The 18,877-nt window shown below is 72.3% G+C and carries 18 protein-coding genes; 6 read left to right on the forward strand and 12 right to left on the reverse strand.

Annotation, left to right across the window (positions count from 1 at the left end; translation table 11 throughout):
* Positions 1-90 precede the first annotated feature (90 nt).
* Positions 91-1,740, forward strand: coding sequence for a catalase (locus HHL10_RS02950; RefSeq protein ID WP_169158815.1), 1,650 nt, complete (start codon positions 91-93; stop codon positions 1,738-1,740).
* A 163-nt stretch (positions 1,741-1,903) separates the two neighbouring features.
* On the opposite strand, the gene HHL10_RS02955 is transcribed toward HHL10_RS02950, so the two are convergent.
* Entirely contained in the window at positions 1,904-2,392 is a 489-nt protein-coding gene (locus HHL10_RS02955) for a c-type cytochrome (RefSeq protein ID WP_169158816.1), read from the reverse strand.
* Positions 2,393-2,699: 307 nt separating this feature from the next.
* Here HHL10_RS02955 and HHL10_RS02960 point away from each other — a divergent pair, with 307 nt between their 5' ends.
* Entirely contained in the window at positions 2,700-4,097 is a 1,398-nt protein-coding gene (locus tag HHL10_RS02960) for a chloride channel protein (protein WP_169158817.1), read from the forward strand.
* 138 nt (positions 4,098-4,235) lie between these two features.
* Here the strand turns inward: HHL10_RS02960 and HHL10_RS02965 are convergent, their stop codons facing one another.
* From HHL10_RS02965 to HHL10_RS03000, 8 genes are all read right to left on the reverse strand, one after another.
* Positions 4,236-4,583 (reverse strand): hypothetical protein, encoded by a 348-nt coding sequence (locus tag HHL10_RS02965; RefSeq protein ID WP_169158818.1) that lies wholly within the window; start codon positions 4,581-4,583, stop codon positions 4,236-4,238.
* A gap of 10 nt (positions 4,584-4,593) precedes the next feature.
* Positions 4,594-5,226 (reverse strand): cytochrome c oxidase subunit 3, encoded by a 633-nt coding sequence (locus HHL10_RS02970; RefSeq protein ID WP_169158895.1) that lies wholly within the window; start codon positions 5,224-5,226, stop codon positions 4,594-4,596.
* A gap of 2 nt (positions 5,227-5,228) precedes the next feature.
* On the reverse strand, positions 5,229-7,211 hold the full coding sequence (gene ctaD / locus HHL10_RS02975; protein ID WP_169158819.1) for a cytochrome c oxidase subunit I: 1,983 nt from the start codon (positions 7,209-7,211) through the stop codon (positions 5,229-5,231).
* Positions 7,208-8,146 (reverse strand): cytochrome c oxidase subunit II, encoded by a 939-nt coding sequence (locus HHL10_RS02980; RefSeq protein ID WP_235971003.1) that lies wholly within the window; start codon positions 8,144-8,146, stop codon positions 7,208-7,210. Before HHL10_RS02980 ends, ctaD begins: the two co-directional genes overlap by 4 nt.
* A gap of 265 nt (positions 8,147-8,411) precedes the next feature.
* A complete protein-coding gene (locus HHL10_RS02985; RefSeq protein ID WP_235971006.1) occupies positions 8,412-9,083 on the reverse strand; it encodes a c-type cytochrome in 672 nt (223 codons plus the stop codon).
* Positions 9,080-9,853, reverse strand: a complete 774-nt coding sequence (locus HHL10_RS02990) for a quinoprotein dehydrogenase-associated putative ABC transporter substrate-binding protein (protein WP_235971008.1) — start codon at positions 9,851-9,853, stop codon at positions 9,080-9,082. Before HHL10_RS02990 ends, HHL10_RS02985 begins: the two co-directional genes overlap by 4 nt.
* 223 nt (positions 9,854-10,076) lie before the next feature.
* Positions 10,077-11,888 carry a methanol/ethanol family PQQ-dependent dehydrogenase gene (locus tag HHL10_RS02995; RefSeq protein WP_169158821.1) on the reverse strand — a complete coding sequence of 604 codons (1,812 nt, stop codon included), beginning with the start codon at positions 11,886-11,888 and terminating at the stop codon, positions 10,077-10,079.
* Positions 11,889-12,002: 114 nt separating this feature from the next.
* On the reverse strand, positions 12,003-12,185 hold the full coding sequence (locus HHL10_RS03000; protein WP_169158822.1) for a hypothetical protein: 183 nt from the start codon (positions 12,183-12,185) through the stop codon (positions 12,003-12,005).
* 239 nt (positions 12,186-12,424) lie between these two features.
* Between HHL10_RS03000 and HHL10_RS03005 the strand changes: the two genes are divergently transcribed.
* Complete coding sequence (locus HHL10_RS03005; RefSeq protein WP_169158823.1) at positions 12,425-12,955, forward strand: hypothetical protein; 531 nt, start codon at positions 12,425-12,427, stop codon at positions 12,953-12,955.
* A gap of 90 nt (positions 12,956-13,045) precedes the next feature.
* On the opposite strand, the gene HHL10_RS03010 is transcribed toward HHL10_RS03005, so the two are convergent.
* Positions 13,046-14,332: a DUF445 domain-containing protein gene (locus HHL10_RS03010; RefSeq protein WP_310734513.1), complete on the reverse strand. Its 1,287-nt coding sequence runs from the start codon at positions 14,330-14,332 to the stop codon at positions 13,046-13,048.
* A gap of 150 nt (positions 14,333-14,482) precedes the next feature.
* Here HHL10_RS03010 and HHL10_RS03015 point away from each other — a divergent pair, with 150 nt between their 5' ends.
* Both HHL10_RS03015 and HHL10_RS03020 read left to right on the forward strand, forming a co-directional pair.
* Positions 14,483-14,815 (forward strand): hypothetical protein, encoded by a 333-nt coding sequence (locus HHL10_RS03015; RefSeq protein WP_169158824.1) that lies wholly within the window; start codon positions 14,483-14,485, stop codon positions 14,813-14,815.
* Between the two features lie 59 nt (positions 14,816-14,874).
* Positions 14,875-15,762 carry a YihY/virulence factor BrkB family protein gene (locus HHL10_RS03020; protein ID WP_169158825.1) on the forward strand — a complete coding sequence of 296 codons (888 nt, stop codon included), beginning with the start codon at positions 14,875-14,877 and terminating at the stop codon, positions 15,760-15,762.
* A gap of 9 nt (positions 15,763-15,771) precedes the next feature.
* Here HHL10_RS03020 and HHL10_RS03025 read toward each other — a convergent pair whose 3' ends face one another.
* Positions 15,772-16,101, reverse strand: coding sequence for a hypothetical protein (locus HHL10_RS03025; RefSeq protein ID WP_169158826.1), 330 nt, complete (start codon positions 16,099-16,101; stop codon positions 15,772-15,774).
* A gap of 139 nt (positions 16,102-16,240) precedes the next feature.
* Here HHL10_RS03025 and HHL10_RS03030 point away from each other — a divergent pair, with 139 nt between their 5' ends.
* Positions 16,241-16,720: a CreA family protein gene (locus HHL10_RS03030; RefSeq protein WP_169158827.1), complete on the forward strand. Its 480-nt coding sequence runs from the start codon at positions 16,241-16,243 to the stop codon at positions 16,718-16,720.
* A 19-nt stretch (positions 16,721-16,739) separates the two neighbouring features.
* Here HHL10_RS03030 and HHL10_RS03035 read toward each other — a convergent pair whose 3' ends face one another.
* Entirely contained in the window at positions 16,740-18,515 is a 1,776-nt protein-coding gene (locus HHL10_RS03035; protein ID WP_169158828.1) for a S8 family peptidase, read from the reverse strand.
* Positions 18,516-18,877: the final 362 nt, after the last annotated feature.

Below are 18,877 nucleotides of genomic sequence, written 5' to 3' on the forward strand. Positions count from 1 at the left end.
TTCCTGTCCATGAAACCCTGACGCCTTGTCGGCGCCTCATTTGCCTCTGCTGATGCTCCGTTTTCCCTTCATCGCCGCAGAAGGACCACCATGAGCGACACCAGCAACCCGCGACCCACCCTCACGACCCGACAGGGCCATCCTGTTTCCGACAACCAGTCGCTGCGCAGCGTGGGCGAGCGCGGCCCGGCCACCCTGGAGAACTACCAGTTCATCGAGAAGATCACCCACTTCGACCGCGAGCGCATTCCGGAGCGCGTGGTGCACGCCCGCGGCACCGGCGCCCACGGCTGGTTCGAGGCCTACGGCAAGATCGGCGACGAGCCGGCCACGACCTACACCCGCGCCAAGGTGCTGACGCAGACCGGCGTGCGCACGCCGGTGTTCGTGCGTTTCTCCACCGTCATCGGCGGCAAGGACTCGCCCGAGACCGCCCGCGACCCGCGCGGCTTCGCCGTGAAATTCAAGACCGTGGACGGCAACTGGGACCTGGTGGGCAACAACCTGAAGATCTTCTTCATCCGCGACGCCATCAAGTTCCCGGACATGATCCACGCCTTCAAGCCCGACCCGGTGACGAACCGGCAGGAGGCCTGGCGCTTCTATGACTTCGTCTCGCTGCACCCCGAGGCGCTGCACATGGTGACCTGGGTGAAGAGCCCCTGGGGCATCCCGGCCAACTACCGCGAGATGGAGGGCTCGGGCGTCAACACCTACAAGCTGGTCAACGACCAGGGCGTGGCGCACCTGTGCAAGTTCCACTGGGTGCCCAGGCAGGGCGTGCGCAACCTGACCACCGCGCAGGCCGCCGAGATCCAGGCCAAGGATGTGGGCCACGCCACGCGCGACCTCTACGACGCCATCGAGCGCGGCGACTGCCCGGAATGGGAGTTCTGCGTGCAGCTCATGAGCGACGACGCGCACCCCGAGCTGGACTTCGACCCGCTGGACGACACCAAGCGCTGGCCGGAAGACCAGTTCCCGCTGCGGCCCGTGGGCCGCATGGTGCTGGACCGCAACCCGGACAACGTCTTCGCCGAGACCGAGCAGGCGGCCTTCGGCACCGGCGTGCTGGTGGACGGCATCGACTTCTCCGACGACAAGATGCTGCAGGGCCGCACCCTGTCCTATTCCGACACCCAGCGCTACCGCGTCGGCCCCAACTACCTGCAGCTGCCCATCAACGCGCCGCAGGAGCAGGCCCGGGCCCGCACCAACCAGCGCGACGGCCAGATGACCTACTGCGTGGACGGCGGCGGCGAGGACAAGCACCTCAACTACGAGCCCAGCAACCTCGGCGGCCTGCAGGAAGCGCCGAAGCCCGATAAGGACTACCACCAGTGGGTCGAAGGCCACCTGGGCCGCTACCAGACCACGCGCACGGCCGACGACTACCGGCAGGCCGGCGAGCGCTACCGCACCTTCGAAGACTGGGAGCGCGAGGACCTGATCGCCAACGTCGGCGGCGACCTCAAGGAATGCCCCGAGGTGATCCAGTTGCGCATGGTCTGGCACCTGCTGCACTGCGACGAGGACTACGGCCGCCGCGTGGCCGAGGTCGCGGGCATCGACGTGGAGAAGGCGCGCGCCCTGCCGCCGCTGCCGGGCAAGCCCGCGCCGGGCGAGCACCGGCAGCAGCCGACCTACACCAGCGGAAAAGCCGAGGAAACGGCCCAGGCGCCTGCCGCCTCGCCCGCGCAGCGAGGCAGCACGCAGGAGCAGACGGCCGGGGCGAAGTGAGGCGGCGACAGCGGCGGGGCTGCCCCCGGCCCGCCGGTAACCTGAAGCCCGAAAGGCCAATGCGCCGCTTCCCCTCGCCCGCGCAGCGGGAGAGGGGCAGGGGTGAGGGCTGGTGGCGAGGGAGAACAACAGCAGCGGCCTTGACTTCCGAGCTGGCGGTTTCCTAGGGCCGCTGCGCCGCCCTGTACTGCGCATTGATCTTGTCGTGCTTCTCCCGCACCGCGTCCGGCCACTTGGACTTGATCCACGACAGCACGGCCACGATCTCCTCGTCGCTGAGCACGCCCTCGAAGGCCGGCATGGCGGACTTGTGCTCCGGCAGCCCGGCGGCCTTGGCCACGCCGTACTTGGTGATGCGCAGCAGCAGCTCGTCGGGGTGGTGCCAGGTGTGGCCGCCCTGGTCGTGCGGCGGCGCGGGCAGCAGGCCGTCGGCGCCGGGTTCGCGCCAGTCGGCCTGGCCTTCCAGGTTGGCGCCATGGCAGCTGGCGCAGTGGGCCTGGTACAGGCGCTCGCCCCGCATCACCACCCGCGTGTCGTCGGGCCGCAGCAGCGGGCGCGGCGCCGGCGGGTGGCCGGGATGCAGGACGAGCGCGGCCAGCAGCCCCACGGCGCCCACGGCAGCGGCGACGAGGAGGAAGAAACGGATTTTCATGGGCGCGTGGCCTCGTGGCAGGGATGAGCAGCCAATAGCGTGCCACCGCCGGCCGACCCGGCTGTGACAGCGCCGTGCGTGTGCCCGACAGGCGACGGCACCCGCCCCCTGCGCCCCTGTGGTTCCCCACAACTTCACGCCCGCAGATTCGGCACACCATCGACGCCCCGCATCGCGCTTCGGCACACGGTCCCGTCCCGCGCAACGGGCTGAGCCCACGGGCTCGGACCTTGCTCGCCGCGGGCACGGCCTGCGGGTCGTGCTTGTCGATGCGCCGCAGCAGTGCGTCCCGCCACCGTCACAACCCATGCAGCACCACGAACCCGACATCCTCCACAACCTGCGCACCGAGCTGGTGGGGTGGCGGTCGTGGCTGGACCGCGCCGTCGTGCTGGCTGCCGCCGCGCTGGCCGGGCTGCTGGTGGTCGGATTCACCTTGCTCACCCAGCAGGCGCTGCACCTGTTCGGGCTGCTGTGGGCGCACGCGCCCTGGGCGCTGTTCGTGGCCGGCCCGCTGTGCGCGGCGGCCATCGTGGGATTCACCCGGCGCTGGCTGCCCGGCGCGGGCGGCTCGGGCATCCCGCAGGTGATGGCGGCGCTGGATACGGCCACGCCGCCCGAGCGCTACGGGCTGTTCGTGTCGCTCAGGATCAGCGTGGCCAAGGTGCTGCTGTCCTCGGCAGGGCTGCTGGCCGGGCTGTCCATCGGCCGCGAGGGGCCGTCGGTGCAGGTGGCCGCCGGGGTGATGCTGGCGGCGCGGCGCTGGCTGTCGGCGCGCACCGTCATCAGCGCGCACGGCCTGCTGGTGGCCGGCGGCGCGGCCGGCGTGGCCGCCGCCTTCAACACGCCGCTGGGCGGGGTGCTGTTCGCCATCGAGCAGCTCTCGCGCACGCTGAACCAGCGCAGCAGCGGCCTGCTCATCGCCGCCATCGTGCTGGCGGGCCTGATCGCGGTGTCGGTGTTCGGCAATCTCGCCTACTTCGGCGTGATCCGCGTGCCCGCGCTGGGCTGGGAGTTGCTGGGCCCGGGGCTGCTGGTCACGGTGGCGGCGGCGCTGCTGGGCGGGCTGTTCGCGCGGCTGATGATCGCCTCCATGGCCGGCGGCGCCGACCGATTCAGCGCCTGGCGCCAGCGCTGGCCGATCCGCTTCGCCGCCGGCTGCGCGCTGGCGGTGGCGGTCATCGGCGCGGCCACCGGCGGCGCCACCTTCGGCAGCGGCTACGAGCACACGCGCGCCTTGCTGGAGGGCGACGGTGGCACCGCGCACCAGCCGGGCCTGTTCGTGCTGCTGAAATTCGCCGCCACCTGGCTGTCGGCCTGGTCAGGCGTGCCGGGCGGCATCTTCGCGCCCTCGCTGTCCATCGGCGCCGGCGTGGGCCACGACGTGGCCTGGCTGCTGCAGCGCCCGGAGCTGTCCTCGGCGCTGATCGCCATGGGCATGGCCGCGTTCCTGTCGGCGGTGACGCAGGCGCCCATCACCGCCTTCATCATCGTCATGGAGATGGTGGCCGGCCACACCATGGTGCTGAGCCTGATGGCGGCCTCGATGCTCGCCAGCCTGATCTCGCGCCAGATGAGCCGCCCGCTGTACGAGGCGCTGGCGCAACTGCAGCTGCGGCGGCTGGAGCCGGTGGAGGCGGTGCCGAAGGCGCAGAGTGAAGAAGGGGCTTCCGCTACGGGGGCTTCGACACCGCGGCGGCCGTAGGCCCGCCGCGCTGGGGAACCGTCAGGTCCCGGGCTTGTCCCCCACGCCACCAGCCCTGTCCTCTCCCGCTTTCGAGGGCGGGGGACACTGGCATCCCGGCCATCCGGGCTCCGATCACGGGCCCTGCGCTGCCCGGCCTCACACCGTGCAAGGCGACAGCACCGCCACCGGCAGCCACATCGCGGCGATCACCAGGCAGGACAGCGCGCCCAGGGTCACGGCCAGCCAGGCGACGAAGCGGCGACGCTCCTGCGCCGCGTCCGGGTCCGCGCCGCCGGGGCCGGGCACGGGTTGCGCCTGGCGCGTGCGCCGCAGCGTGCGCGCCGCCCACAGCGTCAGCCCCAGGCACAGGATGAGACTCGCCGCCATCGGCAGGTGCAGCATGGAGCCCTGCTGCAGGTTGCAGCCCGGGCCGATCAGCGAGTAGGTCAGGCCCAGGTCGCCCAGCACCAGCAGCGGCCCCAGCAGCAGCGCGATCCAGCCCATCTGTCGCCCCTCAGCCCAGCCGCGGCACGCCGTAGATCACGGCGTACAGCGGCAGCCAGCTCCACACCACGAAGTACCAGTAAAGCGAGTTCTCGCTCACGTCCACGTAGCGCTTGCCCTCGATGGGGCCGGTGTGCATGAGCACGGTCAGCACCAGCGTGTCGTAGGCGTCGGTGATCAGGTGCAGCGTGTGCAGGCCCATCAGCATCCAGACGATGGAGCCGTAGGCGCTGCCGTCCCAGCGGCAGTTGAGCGTCTGGAACTCCAGCGCCCGCACACCCAGGATCGCCAGCTCGGCGGCGCTGGTCATCAGCAGGCCCAGGCGCACCTTGCGCAGGTCCAGCGCCTCGGCCGCGCGCTTGGCGTAGTGGGCGGGCCACAGGCTCGCCAGGAACAGCAGCGTGTTGACCGTGCCCCACAGCAGCGCCGGCGGCTGGTCCTCCATCGGCCAGCGCGAGGCGAAGGCACGCAGGTAGAAATAGGCGCCGATGGCCAGCGCGAACACCGTGCCCTCGATGGCCATCAGCCCCAGCGTGCCCCACCACATCAGGCTGCGGTGGCTGAAGCCGAAGCTCGGCAGGTGCGACACGTCCAGCGCCGCGCCGTCCACGCGCGCGCGCGCCAGCTCGGTCTGGCGGCCCATCTTCATCGCGGTGCCCTTTCCACGGCCAGGTGCTTGGCCGTTTCGCGGCGCCGGGGCCAGAACCACAGCGTCAGCCCGATGGCGGCCGGGATCAGCCCGTACACCGCGCCCCAGGGCGTGAAGATGGACCAGACGAAGCACAGCGTCACGGCCACCGCGCTCCAGAACGGCCAGGGCGTGGGCTCGGGGAAGTTGGCGCGGTGGTCGGGCACGGCATCGAGCACGGTGGTGACCAGCTGCTCGCGCCGGTCCACCGCCAGCCCCGCGACCTGGCTGGGCTGCTGCGGCGGCATCCACAGCGGGTAGGCCCCGTGCACCACCGGCGGGGCGTCGAAGTTGGCCGCCGGCGGCGGGCAGGTGGAGCCCCACTCCAGTGTGCCCGCGCCCCAGGGGTTCGCGCCCGCGCGCTCGCCGTGCCGGTAGCTGCGCCACAGGTTGAACAGCATCACCAGCAGCCCCGCGGCCAGCAGGTAGGCGCCCAGCGTGGCCAGCAGGTTCAAACCGTCCCAGCCGCGATCCGCCGGGTAGGTGTAGACGCGTCGCGGCATGCCTTCCAGCCCCAGCAGGTGCATCGGGAAGAAGGTCACGTTGAAGCCGATGAACAGCAGCCAGAAGCTCCAGCGGCCCAGGCGCTCGCTGGCCATGCGCCCGGTGATCAGCGGCCACCAGTAGTGCACCGCGCCCAGCAGCGGGAACACCGCGCCGCCCAGCAGCACGTAGTGCAGGTGCGCGACCACGAAGTACGTGTCGTGCACCTGCAGGTCCAGCGGCACCGAGGCCAGCATCAGCCCGGTGAGGCCGCCGAGCACCAGGATGAAGAAGAAGGCCAGCACGTACAGCAGCGGCGTCTTGAGGTTGAGCTTGCCGCCGGCCAGCGTGGCGATCCAGCAGAGGATCTGGATGGCCGTGGGGATGGCGATGAGCATGCTCGACGCCGTGAAGAAGCTCTTGCCCATCTCGGGCAGGTTGGTGGCGAACATGTGGTGCACCCACAGCCCGAAGCCCATGAAGGCCGTGGCGATGAGCGCCAGCACCATGGCCGGGTAGCCGAAGACCGGGCGCCGCCCGAAGGTCGCCACGATGGTGCTGACGAAACCCAGGCCGGGGATGAAGATCAGGTAGACCTCGGGGTGGCCGAAGAACCAGAACAGGTGCTGCCACAGCAGCGGGTCGCCGCCCTCGCCCGGGTTGAAGAAATGCGTGCCCACCAGCCGGTCCGTGATCAGCGAGGTGCTGGCCAGCATCACCGCCGGCATGGCGAACATCACCATGAAGGCCGTCACCAGCATGCCCCACACGAACAGCGGCAGCCGATTCAGCGTCATGCCCGGCGCGCGCAGCTTGAACACCGTGGTGACGAGGATCACCGCCTCCAGCAGCGCCGACAGCTCGGTGAAGGTGATCATCTGCGCCCAGAAGTCCACCCGCTTGCCCGGCGAATACTCCGGCCCCGACAGCGGCACGTAGGCGAACCAGCCGGCATCGGCGCCGGTGTTGCTGAAGAAGGCGATGAACAGCATCACCCCGCCGAACAGGTAGACCCAGTAGGCGAAGGCGTTCATGCGCGGAAAGGCGATGGAGCGCGCGCCCACCATCAGCGGCGTGATGTAGACCGACACCGCCTGCATCACCGGCACGGCGAAGAGGAACATCATCGTCGTGCCGTGCATGGTGAAGACTTGGTTGTAGAGGTCCGGCCCGACCAGCCCGTTCTCGGCGCGCGCCAGCTGCGTGCGCATCCACAGCGCCAGCAGCCCGCCGACGATGAAGAAGCCGAAGGCCGTGACCAGGAAGCGCCGGCCGATGGCCTTGTGGTTGATGGCGCTGAGCCAGCCGCTCAGGCCCGGCGGGTCCGACCAGGTGGCGTGCAGCAGCGCCGCCTGCTGCGCCGTGGGCGGGACGCTGCCCAGCACCGGCGGGGCCCCGGCCGGGTGCCCGCCGTCGCGGGCCACGGGGGAGGCGGAGGGCGGCAGCACGGCGCTCATTTCAGTCCTTGCAGGTAGGCCACCAGCGCCTGCAGGTCGTCCTGCGAGAAGGCGTGCGCGGGCATGTTGGTGCCGGGCTTGAAGTCCTGGGGATTGGTGATCCAGGCCGCCAGGCGCTGGGCGTCGTTGGGCATGCGCCCGGCGCCCAGCGTGCGCCGGCTGCCGACATGGGTGAGCGCGGGCGCCTGGTTGCCGTTGGCGTCGGTGCCCTGGATGGCATGGCACATGGCGCAGGTGCTGCCCATGAACACGGCCTGGCCGCGCAGGCGCAGCGCGTCGGTGGGCGCGCTGGCGGGCTGGCGCTGGGCCTCGGCCCAGGCGTCGAAGCCCACCGGGTCCTGCGCCACCACCAGCAGCGCCATCCAGGCGTGCTGCAGGCCGCAGAACTCGGCGCACTGGCCGCGGTAGGTGCCGGGGCGGTCGGCCTGCAGCGTGAGCGTGGCGGTGCGGCCGGGAATGAGGTCCTTCTTGCCGCCGAGATTGGGCAGCCACAGGCTGTGGATCACGTCCTGCCCCTTGAGCGTGAGGATCACCGGCCGGCCCACGGGAATGTGCAGCTCGTTGGCGGTGGTGAACACGCGCGAGGGGTCGGGGTCGTCGTAGCGCGCCTCCCACCACCACTGGTGGCCGATGAGCTCGATGTGCACGGCACCCTGCAGCGGCAGCCGCGCCAGCGCGCGATCCGTGAACACGCTGGCCGCGATCAGCAGCAGCAGCCCGACGATGGACAGCCCCAGCGCCACGTTCACCGCGCGGCGCCGGCCGGGTTCGGGAGGCACGTTGCCCGGCGCCGGCGTGCGCGCATCCGCCTTGGGCGCGCGCCACAGTGCCCACAGCGTGGCCAGCACGACCAGCACCAGCACGGCGCTGCAGGTCCAGAAGAAGAGCTGGCCGAGCTCGAACACCCGCGCGGCCTGCGGGCCGGCGGGGGACAAGGCGTCCTGGGGGGCGGATTGGGGGAAGGCGGTGGCGGGGAGCAGGAGGAATGGGCTCAGCCAAGCCTGCCCGGCAAGGCCCAGGTGCAGCCTTCCCCTCTCCCGCCCGGCGGGAGAGGGGCTGGGGTGAGGGTTGCAGCCACACGCCGACGCTTCCACACGCCGAGCTTCTGCCCTCACCCCTGCCCCTCTCCCGCTGCGCGGGCGAGGGGAAGCCGACGGCGCGGTAGGCGCGTGGGGCATCGACGGGCTGCGCTTCATTCCCTCACCTCGCCCTCGGCGGCGCTTCCGGCCGCGGCGTCTCGTCGTCGCGCCGCTGCTCCGGCAGCGGCCCGCTCAGGCCCTCGTTGCGCCCGGGCGCGACGTCGGTGCGCAGCTGGCCGCTCATCGAGCGCACGTAGGCCGCGAGCTGCCAGAACTGCTGGTCGCTGAGCCGGCCCTCGAAGGACGGCATGCCGTTGGGCCGGCCCTGGCGCAGCGTGGCCACGATCTGCGCGGCGCTGCCGCCGTAGCGCCACTGGTCGTCGATCAGCGGCGGGCCGCTGTCGCCGCCGCCGTTGGCGTGGCAGCCGTTGCAGTTGAACCAGCGGTACCAGCGCTTGCCCTGCGACACCGCGTAGGCGTTCTCTTCGAAGCCCGGCGGCGGCGCGATGGCGGCCACGGCGTCGGAGGCCGCCGCCGCGGCGCGGTCGATCTGCGCCATCGAGGCCTGCATCGCCGGCGCCGGCGCGGCCTCGGCACTGGACGCGGACGCCGCCGCCACCAGCGCCGCGGCATCGCCCGGCGCCCCAACCGCCGGCCCCACGTGCAGGCTGGTGGTGCGCGGCACGGGCTGGCCCGGCGGCTGGGGCGGCATGTCGGGGCGGCGCCGTTCGCGCTCGCAACCGGCGCCCAGCGCGGCGCTCAACACCAGCACGGCCAGCAGCAGGGGTCTCATCGCGGCTCCTCCTCGGTGGAGCGTGGCAGCAGCGGCACGCCGTACCGCGCCAGCAGCGCGTCGATGCGCGGCTGCAGCCGCGCCAGCGCCGTGTCCAGCTCCGCGCGCAGCGCGGTGTCGGCCGGCCGCACCGCCAGTGCCATGTCGAAGGCGAAGGGCGACAGGGCCCCCGGCACCGCCCCGCGCACGGGCGTGAGCACCAGCGGCACGCCGGCGCGGCGCGCGAAGTACCCGGCCGGCGGGCCCCACAGCACAGCGGCGTCGATCTCGCCCGCCGCCAGCGCCTGCACCGCGCGCTGCGCCGAGGGCTGCTCGCCCAGCGGCTCGAAGCCGCGCACGTGCTCCACCGCGCCGCGCTGCGCCAGCACCTGGCCCGGCGGCGTGGCGGCGCCGTCGCCCGGGAGCTGCACGCCGATGCGCAGCTTCTTCAGCCGTGCATCGTCGAAGCCGCACAGCGGGTGCCCGTCCAGCGGCTGCGACAGGAACACGTAGCCGCTGCGGTAGTAGGGCCGAGTGGTCGCCACCCGCTCCAGGCCCACGGGCACGCCCAGCAAAACGTCGCAGCGCCCTTCGCGCAGCGTCTTGCGCACGAAGCCGCGCTGCAGCGGCACCCACGTCACCTGCAGCGGCCGGCGCAGTTCCTCGGCCAGCCACTGCGCCAGCCGGTTCTCGAAGCCGCTGCCGTCCTGGTGCGAGTACGGCAGGTTGTCCGGGTCGGCGCACACGCGCAGCGCCGGCGCCGGCGTTTCGGCGCGCGCGACGCCGCCCATACACAGCGCGGCGGCGAGCAGGAGGTGGGGCAGGCGCGGGCGCCGATCACGACACACAAAGGCGGGCTGCTCCCGTTTCCCGCAATCGGTGATGTATTCCGTTCGTCCTGAGGTATCGAAGGATGAACGGCCCCTGCCGTGGTGCAGCCATCGCAGCCTCCCGGATTCGCACTTCGATACCTCAGTGCGAACGGGTCGTTGGGCGACCCAAGGAAGGCTGGAATCACTTGGGCAGCGCGAAGACATGGATCGCTCCCCCCTTGCGCGTGGCCTGTGGCAGGTCGCGCATGGCGTTCACGAAACCCTTGGCGGCGGTGCCGTCGCGCGGGTCGAGGTCGCCCGAGACGATGGCGCCGGCCCAGCCGCCCACGCCGGAGAGCACGGCCACGTACTGGCGCCCGTCGGGCCCCCTGAAGCTCACCGGCTGGCCGATGATCCCGGAGGGCGTCTTGTGCTTCCACAGCTCCTTGCCGCTGCGCGCGTCCACGGCCTTGAACCAGCCGTCCATGGTCCCGTAGAACACCACGTCGCCGGCGGTGGCCAGCGCGCCGCTCCACACCGGGAAGTTTTCCTTGATCGTCCACGCTTCCTTGCGCGCCACCGGGTCCCAGGCGCTGAGCTCGCCGCGGTGGCCGCCGGGGCCGGGCTTCATGCGCACGTCCGCGCCGACGTAGGGCGTGCCAGCGATGTAGCTCGTCGCGTAGGTGACGGCGTCCTGGCACATGTTCTGGTGCGGGATGTAGAGCAGCCGCGTGCGCGGCGACCAGGCCGAGGGCTGCCAGTCCTTGGCGCCGGGCGAGGGCGGGCAGATGTCGCGCATGACGCGCCCGGTGCGCGGCTCCTTGGACGGCTCGTAGCGCAGCGCGCCGGTCTTGAGGTCCACGCCCAGGCTGGTCGTCACCGCCGCGAAGGGGTCGGCCGACAGCACCTGCCCGGTGGCGCGGTCCAGCACGTAGAGGTAGCCGTTGCGGTCCGGGTGCAGCAGCACCGGGCGCGGCTGCGCGCCGCCGATGGGCAGGTCCACCAGCACGTTCTCGTTGACGCCGTCGTAGTCATGCAGGTCGTGCGGGCTCCACTGGTAGAACCACACCGCCTCGCCGGTGTCGGGGCGGCGCGCGAACACGCCGCTGGTCCAGTGGTTGCTGCCTGGGCGCTGCTCGGGGTTCCAGGGCCCGGGGTTGGCGGTGCCGTAGTAGAGGAGATCGAGCTTGGGGTCGTAGGACACCCAGCCCCAGACGTTGCCGCCGCCCTGCTTCCAGGCCTGGCCGGACCAGCTGCGCTCGCCCAGGTCCGGGCCGCGGTCCTGCGGGTAGAAGGGCTTGAAGGCCGGGCCGATGAGCACGTCCTTGTCCGGCCCGGTGCTCCAGGCGCGCCAGGCTTCCTTGCCGCTGGCGGCGTCCAGCGCCACCAGCCAGCCGCGCACGCCGTACTCGCCGCCGGAGTTGCCGATGAGCACCTTGCCGCGCACCACCAGTGGCGCCATGGTGATGGTCTCGCCGCGGCGGATGTCGGCCAGCTTCGTGCGCCAGATTTCCCGGCCGGTTTCCAGCTCGACGGCGATGGCCTGCCCGTCCAGCGTGTTGAAGAACACGCGCCCGTCGGCGTAGGCCGCGCCGCGGTTCACCACGTCGCAGCAGGCCACGCCCTGCGCGGCGGCGTCGGGATGCGGCTTGTAGCGCCACTTCTCCGGGAAGCCGGGCCGGGACAGGTCCAGCGCGATCAGCTCATTGGGATAGGGCGTGACCACCAGCAGGGTCGCGCCCACCACCAGCGGCGCCGCCTCGTGGCCGCGCTCGGCGCCGGTGGGGCGCTCCAGCACCGGCTGCAGCCGCGCCACGTTGGCAGGCGTGATGTCCGAAAGCGGACTGAAGCGGGTGTTGGCATGGTCCCGCGCGGCCATGGGCCACTCGCCCTCGGCCTCATGCTCGGCGGGCGCGGGGGCCGAGGCGGCTGCCGGTGGGGACGGCGGCGCCGCCGCCAGGACTGAAGCGCCCTGCAGCAGCGCGACACACAGCAGCACGCCTGCGCGAACCATGCTCCTCCGATATGGGCCATCCGGGCCTTGTTGGAGGCGGTTCGGCAACCCCCGTGCCGCAACGGCCCGGGAAAAACACCGGTCAGGGCGGGGTTGGCCGCCGTGGAGGCGGCGTCAGCGCGCGCGGCGCGCGCGCCAGCGCTCCAGCAACTGCCGCACCAGCGGGGCGGTGCACATCATCCCGGTGGAGGCGCCGCAGGCCATGGGCCACATCGAGCCGCTGGCGTCCATGCCCCAGGCGCCCGTGACGATCGCGGCCAGGCCGAGGAAGTACAGCTGCAGGGGGGTCGGTCTCATGGCGTGGCGCGGACGGTGAAAAGCTGAAAAGGCTGAAAAACCCACGCGGCGCGCGGACTTGTGAGGATTGTCGGGCGCGTCCGCAGCGCTGCTGAGGCCGCGCGCCGGCGGCGCCATGCACTCCGTCACGCCGGCGCCGGGCACGTGCGGGCACGGGGGACGGGCGCGTGGCTTGCTGAATGCCTGGGCCGGCGCCGCATCGGGCGGCGCCCTCACCGCAACTGCAACAGGAGTCCAACATGGCAGACACCCCGTACGTCACCGGCTTGTTCCGCGATCGCGACAGCGCCGAGCGCGCCTATCAATCCCTGCACGAGCGCGGCTACACCAAGGACGACCTCAACCTCGTGATGTCCGACGAGACGCGCAAGCGCCACTTCAGCACCGACACGACCACGGGCACGCAGACCGAGCTGGGCAACAAGGCCGCCGAGGGCGCGGGCATCGGCGGTGCGATCGGCGGCACGATCGGCGCCATCGCGGCGGCCGTGGCGGCGGTGGGCACCTCGGTGGCCATCCCGGGCCTGGGCGTGGTGATCGCCGGCCCGATCGCCGCGGCGCTGGCCGGTGCCGGCGCGGGTGCGGCCAGCGGCGGCCTGATCGGCGCTCTCATCGGCTGGGGCATCCCCGAGGAGCGCGTGAAGCACTACGAGGAAGGCATCAAGCAGGGCGGCATCCTCATGGGCGTCAAGCCCCGCAGCGCCGAGGACGCGGCCCACTTCGAGCAGAGCTGGAAGGCCGCCAACGGCGAGCACGTGTACTACCGCTGAGTGCAACGGATGCGGCGTGTTCCAGGGGCCGCCGCATTTTGACCAGCGCCCGCCGCAGGCCCCGCGGCCCGCGGCGGGCGCTGTGTTTTTTCACCCTCCCAGCGCCACCGTCAGCGTGTGGATGAGCAGCCCGATGAGCCCGCCCACCAGCGTGCCGTTGATGCGCACGAACTGCAGGTCGCGGCCGATGTTGCGCTCCAGCTCGGTGGTGAGCTCCTCGGTCTGCCAGGCGTCCACGCGCGCCACGATGTAGGCGCGGATGTCCTCGCGGTAGCGCTCGATCCACTTCGGCGCGGCCTGCATCAGCTGCGCGTTGATCCACTCGCGCATGGCCGCGTCGCCCTGCAGGCGCTGGCCCAGCGTCCGCGCGCCCTCGGCCACGCGCGCGCGCAGCGTGGACTCCGAGCGCTGCAGGTCGGCCTGCAGCCACTGCAGCAGCTGGTCCCACAGCCCGTGCAGGTACTGCGCCAGCGCCGGGTGGCGCAGCCACTCGCTCTGCAGCTCGCGCCCGCGCTGGCGCAGCGCCGGGTCCTCGCGCAGCCGCTCGATGCTGTGCGCCATGAAATCGTCGAAGCGCAGCCGCAGCGGGTGGTCGGGCTCGGCGCCCATCTCGGCCGTGAGCGTGCCCAGCGCCGAGATCAGCTTGCGCGTGGCGATGCGCCCGGCCACGGCGTCCAGCCCGATCACGCGCAGCACCCGCAGCTCCGAGGCCACGATTTCCGCCACCTTCTCCTGGATGCCCTCGTCCTCCAGCAGGGCGGCGAGCTGGCGCAGCAGCTCGTCGAGCAGCGCCTGGTGGCGGCGCTCCGCCGTCAGCAGCGCCAGCATCTCGCCGGCCAGGGCCGAGACGTCGAGCTGCTCCAGCTTCGCCAGCACCGTGCTGCGCAGGAAGTGGCGCACGCGCTCGTCGTCCAGCGTGGACAGCAGGTAGCGCGCCGCAGCCGAGAGGTGCTCGGCCAGCTGCTCGGCGTGGCGCGGATTGGCCAGCCAGCCCGCGAGCCGGCTGGCGGCGTCGAACTCCCGCACCTTGGCCAGCACCTGCGGCGTGCCCAGGAAGTTGTTGCAGATGAAGTTGGCCAGGTTGCGGCCGATGCGCGCCTTGTTGGTGGGGATGATGGCGGTGTGCGGGATGCGCAGCCCCAGCGGATGCCGGAACAGCGCCACCACCGCGAACCAGTCGGCCACCGCGCCCACCATCGCGGCTTCCGCGAAGGCCGCCAGGTAATGCCAGCCCGGGTGCTGGTGGCCCAGCACGGTGGCCAGCGCGTACAGCACGGCCGCCCCCAGCAGCAGGCCCAGCGCGATGCGCTTCATGCGCACCAGGGCGGCCTCGCGCTCCGCGGAGGCCGGATCGAGAGTCAATGTGGCTTTGTTCACGCCGTCGATCATGCCCGGCCCCCCCGCGCGCCGCGGAAGCGCCAAACTGCCCGCACCGGGCCGCGCTTTTCCGGCCATGGCCCCAGGCCGCACGGCCTCATGCTTGCGCATCGCCGGAAGCGTCCGGCCCCGCAGTACCCCCGTCCCGTCATGAACAAGCTCCCGCTCGACGTCACCAAGTCCCTCTACGACAGCGATGGCTACCGCCACACGCTGGTGACGGCCACGCCGGTGCAGATCGTCACGCTGCTGGAAGGCTTCTACTGGCTGTGGGATCGCGTCACCGGCCGCTGCCTGCTCGAAGGCATGAGCCATGCCCGGCTCAGCAACCACATCCCCCCGGGCGACGACGCGCAGGCGCGCCGCAACCCGGTGGCCGAGACCCGCGCCTTCCTGACTGCGCAATCCGTCATCCGCAACGCCGCCAGCGGCCGGCGCGACATCGACGACACGCCGGCCGGGCCGCACGACGTGGCGCATTGAGCATCCCGCACCTGCGCTGACACGCCCATCGCGGGCCCGTTCCCTGCTCCACGGCGCGCATGTCGCGCGCCGCCTCCGAACTCCTGCACCACCCGGGCCGCTTCTTCGGCCAGTGCGTGCGCGCCTTCCGCAAGAACCAGGGCCTGCTGCTGGCCGGGGCGGTGGCGTACTACGCGCTGCTGTCGCTGGTGCCGCTGCTGATCCTGTGCGTGATCGCGCTGTCGCACCTGGTGGACCCGGGCGAGCTGCTCGGGACGCTGGCGCGCTACCTGGGCTGGCTGCTGCCGGGGCAGTCCGCCCCCTTCATCGCCGAGCTCGACACCTTCCTGCGCAACCGCGACACCGTCAGCGTGTTCCTGCTGGCGACCATGCTGTTCTTCAGCTCGCTGGCCTTCACGGTGCTGGAGAACGCGATGTCGGTGATCTTCTTCCACCGCGTCGCCATCCGGCGGCGGCATTTCCTGGCGTCGGCGCTGCTGCCCTACGCCTGCATCCTGGCGCTGGGCTTCGGGCTGCTGCTGATCACGGTGGTGGCCGGCGCACTGCAGACGCTGGGCAGCGACTCGGTGCGGCTGCTGGGCCACGAGTGGTCGCTGGACCGGCTCTCGGCGGTGCTGCTGTACCTGCTGGGCTTCTCGGGCGAGGTGCTGGTGCTCAGCGCCATCTACATGGTCATGCCGGTGGGGCGGCTGTCGTGGCGCCATGCGCTCATCGGCGGCGTCACGGCCGCCGTGTGCTGGGAGATCAGCCGCCACCTGCTGGTGTGGTACTTCGCCACGCTGTCGCGGGTGAACGTGGTGTACGGCTCGCTGACCACCGCCATCGTGGTGCTGCTGAGCCTGGAGATCGGCGCCACCGTGCTGCTGTTCGGGGCGCAGGTGATCTCGACCTACGAGCAGCTGCTGCGCGGGGGCACGCAGACGCCGGAATGGCGCACGGACCGCTGAGGCCGGCCCTCAGCCCTCGCGCGCCGGGTCCCCCGGCAAATCCGGACACTCCCACCCCAGCAGCTCCGACAGCCGCTTCACCACCCAGGCCGCCTCGGCGGGATTGAAGCCCGACTCGGGCGCCGCCAGTCCGGCGTGGTAGCGCAGCAGCAGCTCGAACTCGGAGCCGTGCGCGTGGATGCTGCGGCTGCGCGCGTGCTCGTCGAGCTGCTGCGCCAGGTCCTCGCACAGCTCATAGCGCGCGCGCACCTCGGCCAGCGGCGCGGTCAGGCGCTGGCGCGCGTCGCGGTACAGCGCCAGGAAGGAATCGGGCAGGTAGATCTGGTTCTCGTCGCTCATGGGGCAGTCCTTCGCGCCGCGCGCGGCCCCTTCTCCGCGAAGCGGCCCGGCGCGGCCTCTGCCCGGCCTTGTACCCCAAGCCGGCAGCCCGCCCGGCGCTGGTGACAATCGGCTTGATCGAAACCCAGGAGTGACACCCATGCCGCACCGCCGCCTGCTGTTCATCCCGCTGCTGCTGGCTGCTGCCACCACGGCCCGTGCCGAGCCCATCGGCGAGGTGGACACCGTGTTCAAGCTCATCGGCCCGGACCACAAGATCGTGGTCGAGGCCTACGACGACCCGAAGGTGCAGGGCGTCACCTGCTACGTCTCGCGCGCCAAGACCGGCGGCATCAAGGGCGCCATCGGCATCGCCGAGGACAAGTCCAACGCCTCCATCGCCTGCCGCCAGGTCGGCCCCATCGCCTTCACCGGCGGCAAGCCGCTGCCGCAGCAGGAGGAGATGTTCAGCGAGCGCATCTCGCTGGTGTTCAAGCGGCTGCGCGTGGTGCGCATGGTCGATCCCCGGCGCAACGCGCTGGTGTATCTGACCTACTCGGAACGGCTCATCGAGGGCTCGCCGCAGAACAGCGTCACCGTGGTGCCGGTGGAGCGCTCGCAGGTGATTCCGGTGAAGTGAGGTCCGCGCCGGCCGCGTCTCAGTTCAGCTCCACCCCCAGCCGGTACGCCCCCGTGGCGCCGGCGGCCCAGCGCACGCGCAGCGCCACGCTCATGGCGGCGCTGCCGCCGTTGCGCACGCTCACCGTGTCGGTCTGCGCGCCGGAGAGCTGGCTGATGGCCAGCCGCGCGCCGCTGCCGTCCACGGCGACGAGGTCGTAGTTGGCCTCGGGATTGGGCGTCAGCCGCGCCGTGAGGGTGCCCCCGGCCGGGAGCTGCACGCGGTAGAGGTCCAGGTCGCCACTGGTGCGCAGCGTGCCCTGCACCAGCGCCGGCAGGGCCGACAGCGGCTGGGCGCTGGCGAGGTTGTCATTGGGCTCCACCTCCGCCACCGCCACCGGGGCCGGCGCGCCGCCGGCGGCGTCCACCGCGGCGTTGGCGTCCAGCAGCCCGCTGCCGCAGCCGCCGCACGCGCCCGGGAAGGGCCGCGCCGAGTTCTTCAGCCGCGTCTCCACCTCGTCCGGCGTCAGGCTCGGGTTGCGCGCAAGCATCAGCGCCGCCGTGCCCGCCACATGCGGCGTGGCCATGGAAGTGCCCATGTAGGCGGCATAGCTGTCCGCGCCCGGCGTGGTGCTGCCGCCGTTGAGCGTGGAGAGGATGCCCGCGGCGCTGTCGCCGCCCGGCGCCGCCAGGTCCACCGCCGTGCCGTGGTTGGAGTACGAGGCGCGGCTGCCGGCGCGGTTCACCGCGGCCACCGCCACCACGCCGGGGCAGTTGCCCGGCTGCGAACCGCTCACGTCCGAGCTGCCGTTGCCCGCGGCCACCACCACCACCGCGCCCAGCGAGCGCGCCGTCGCCACGGCGTTCTGGTAGGTGCGGCTGCAGCTGCCCGCGCCGCCCAGCGACAGGTTCAGCACCCGCGCCGGCGTGGCGTTGGCCGGCTGGCCGCTGACCGTGCCGCCCGCGGCCCAGACCATGCCGTCGGCGATGTCCGAGGTGTAGCCGCCGCAGCGCCCCAGTACGCGCACCGGCAGCACGCGGGCGCCGAAAGCCACGCCCGCCACGCCGGCGCCGTTGTTGGTCACCGCGGCGACGATGCCCGCCACGTGCGTGCCGTGCCAGCTGCTCTTGCGCGCCGGCGAGCCGCCGTAGCACTGGCCGGCGCTGACCCAGTCGCCGGGGTCGGCCGGGTCGGCGTCGCGGCCGTCGCCGTCGCGGGCGATGAAGGTGTCCGTGATGAGGTCGCGCCCGGGCAGCAGGTTGGGCAGCAGGTCCGCGTGCGGGCGCATGCCGGTATCGATCACCGCCACCACCACGCCGGCGCCGCGGGACTTGTCCCAGGCCGTGGGGGCGCGGATGCCGGCCGTGGCCTCGGACAGCGCCCACTGCTGCGCGTAGCGCGCGTCGTCGGGCTCGAACTGAGGCTGCATCAGCGCATCGGGCTCGACGTACTCGACGTCGGCGTTGCCGTTGCGCAGGTCCTCGCCGATCTGGCGCAGCTGCGCCGCGGGCAGCGGCCGGTCCAGCCGGAACACGTGCGCGCCGTCGGCCAGGCGCCGCACATGCGACAGCCGCACGCCATGGCGCTGCACGGCGGCCTCGGCGCGCAGCTGCGCGGCGGCCGACGGGGCGCTTTCGCGTGCGGCGCTGCGGTACTTGACGATCAGCCGGTCCGTCGGCGCCGCCGCGGCCCGCTCGGCGGCCGACAGGGGCGCGGACGCCGCGGCGGTCGGGGCATCGGCACGCTCGAAGGCGGCGGCAAGCAGCGGCAGGGCGGCCAGGGTGGCGAGCGAGAGGGGGAGGAACTTCTTGGGCATGGGACCTGGAGGTGATGCGGGGCCAGGAAAGCCGCCCGCCGGGCGGGCAGTGCCTGCCGGCAGCGGCAGGCCGCCCGGTGACCCGGGCGCGAGGGGCGGCATGGTAGGCAGCCAGTGAAGGCCCCCGGGGCGGTCCGGTCAACCGCCGGGTTCCGGTTCCTCCAGGTGCACGGGGCGCCGCGCGGGGCGGGCCGCCGTGGTTCCGGGGCGGTGCACGAGGGGCATGCCGGGAGAGGCCCGCCCAGGTGAAAGGGAGTGCAGCAGGTGTAAGGGACGGCGGGCGATGGCCTGCGCCGCAGTGCGCCGCCTCGTCTGCCTTGCGCCAACGGCGCCGGTCAATGGGTCAGCCTGCCCAAACAAAA

The organism is Azohydromonas caseinilytica (genome assembly GCF_012927045.1).
In the GTDB taxonomy this organism is placed as follows: domain Bacteria; phylum Pseudomonadota; class Gammaproteobacteria; order Burkholderiales; family Burkholderiaceae_C; genus Azohydromonas; species Azohydromonas caseinilytica.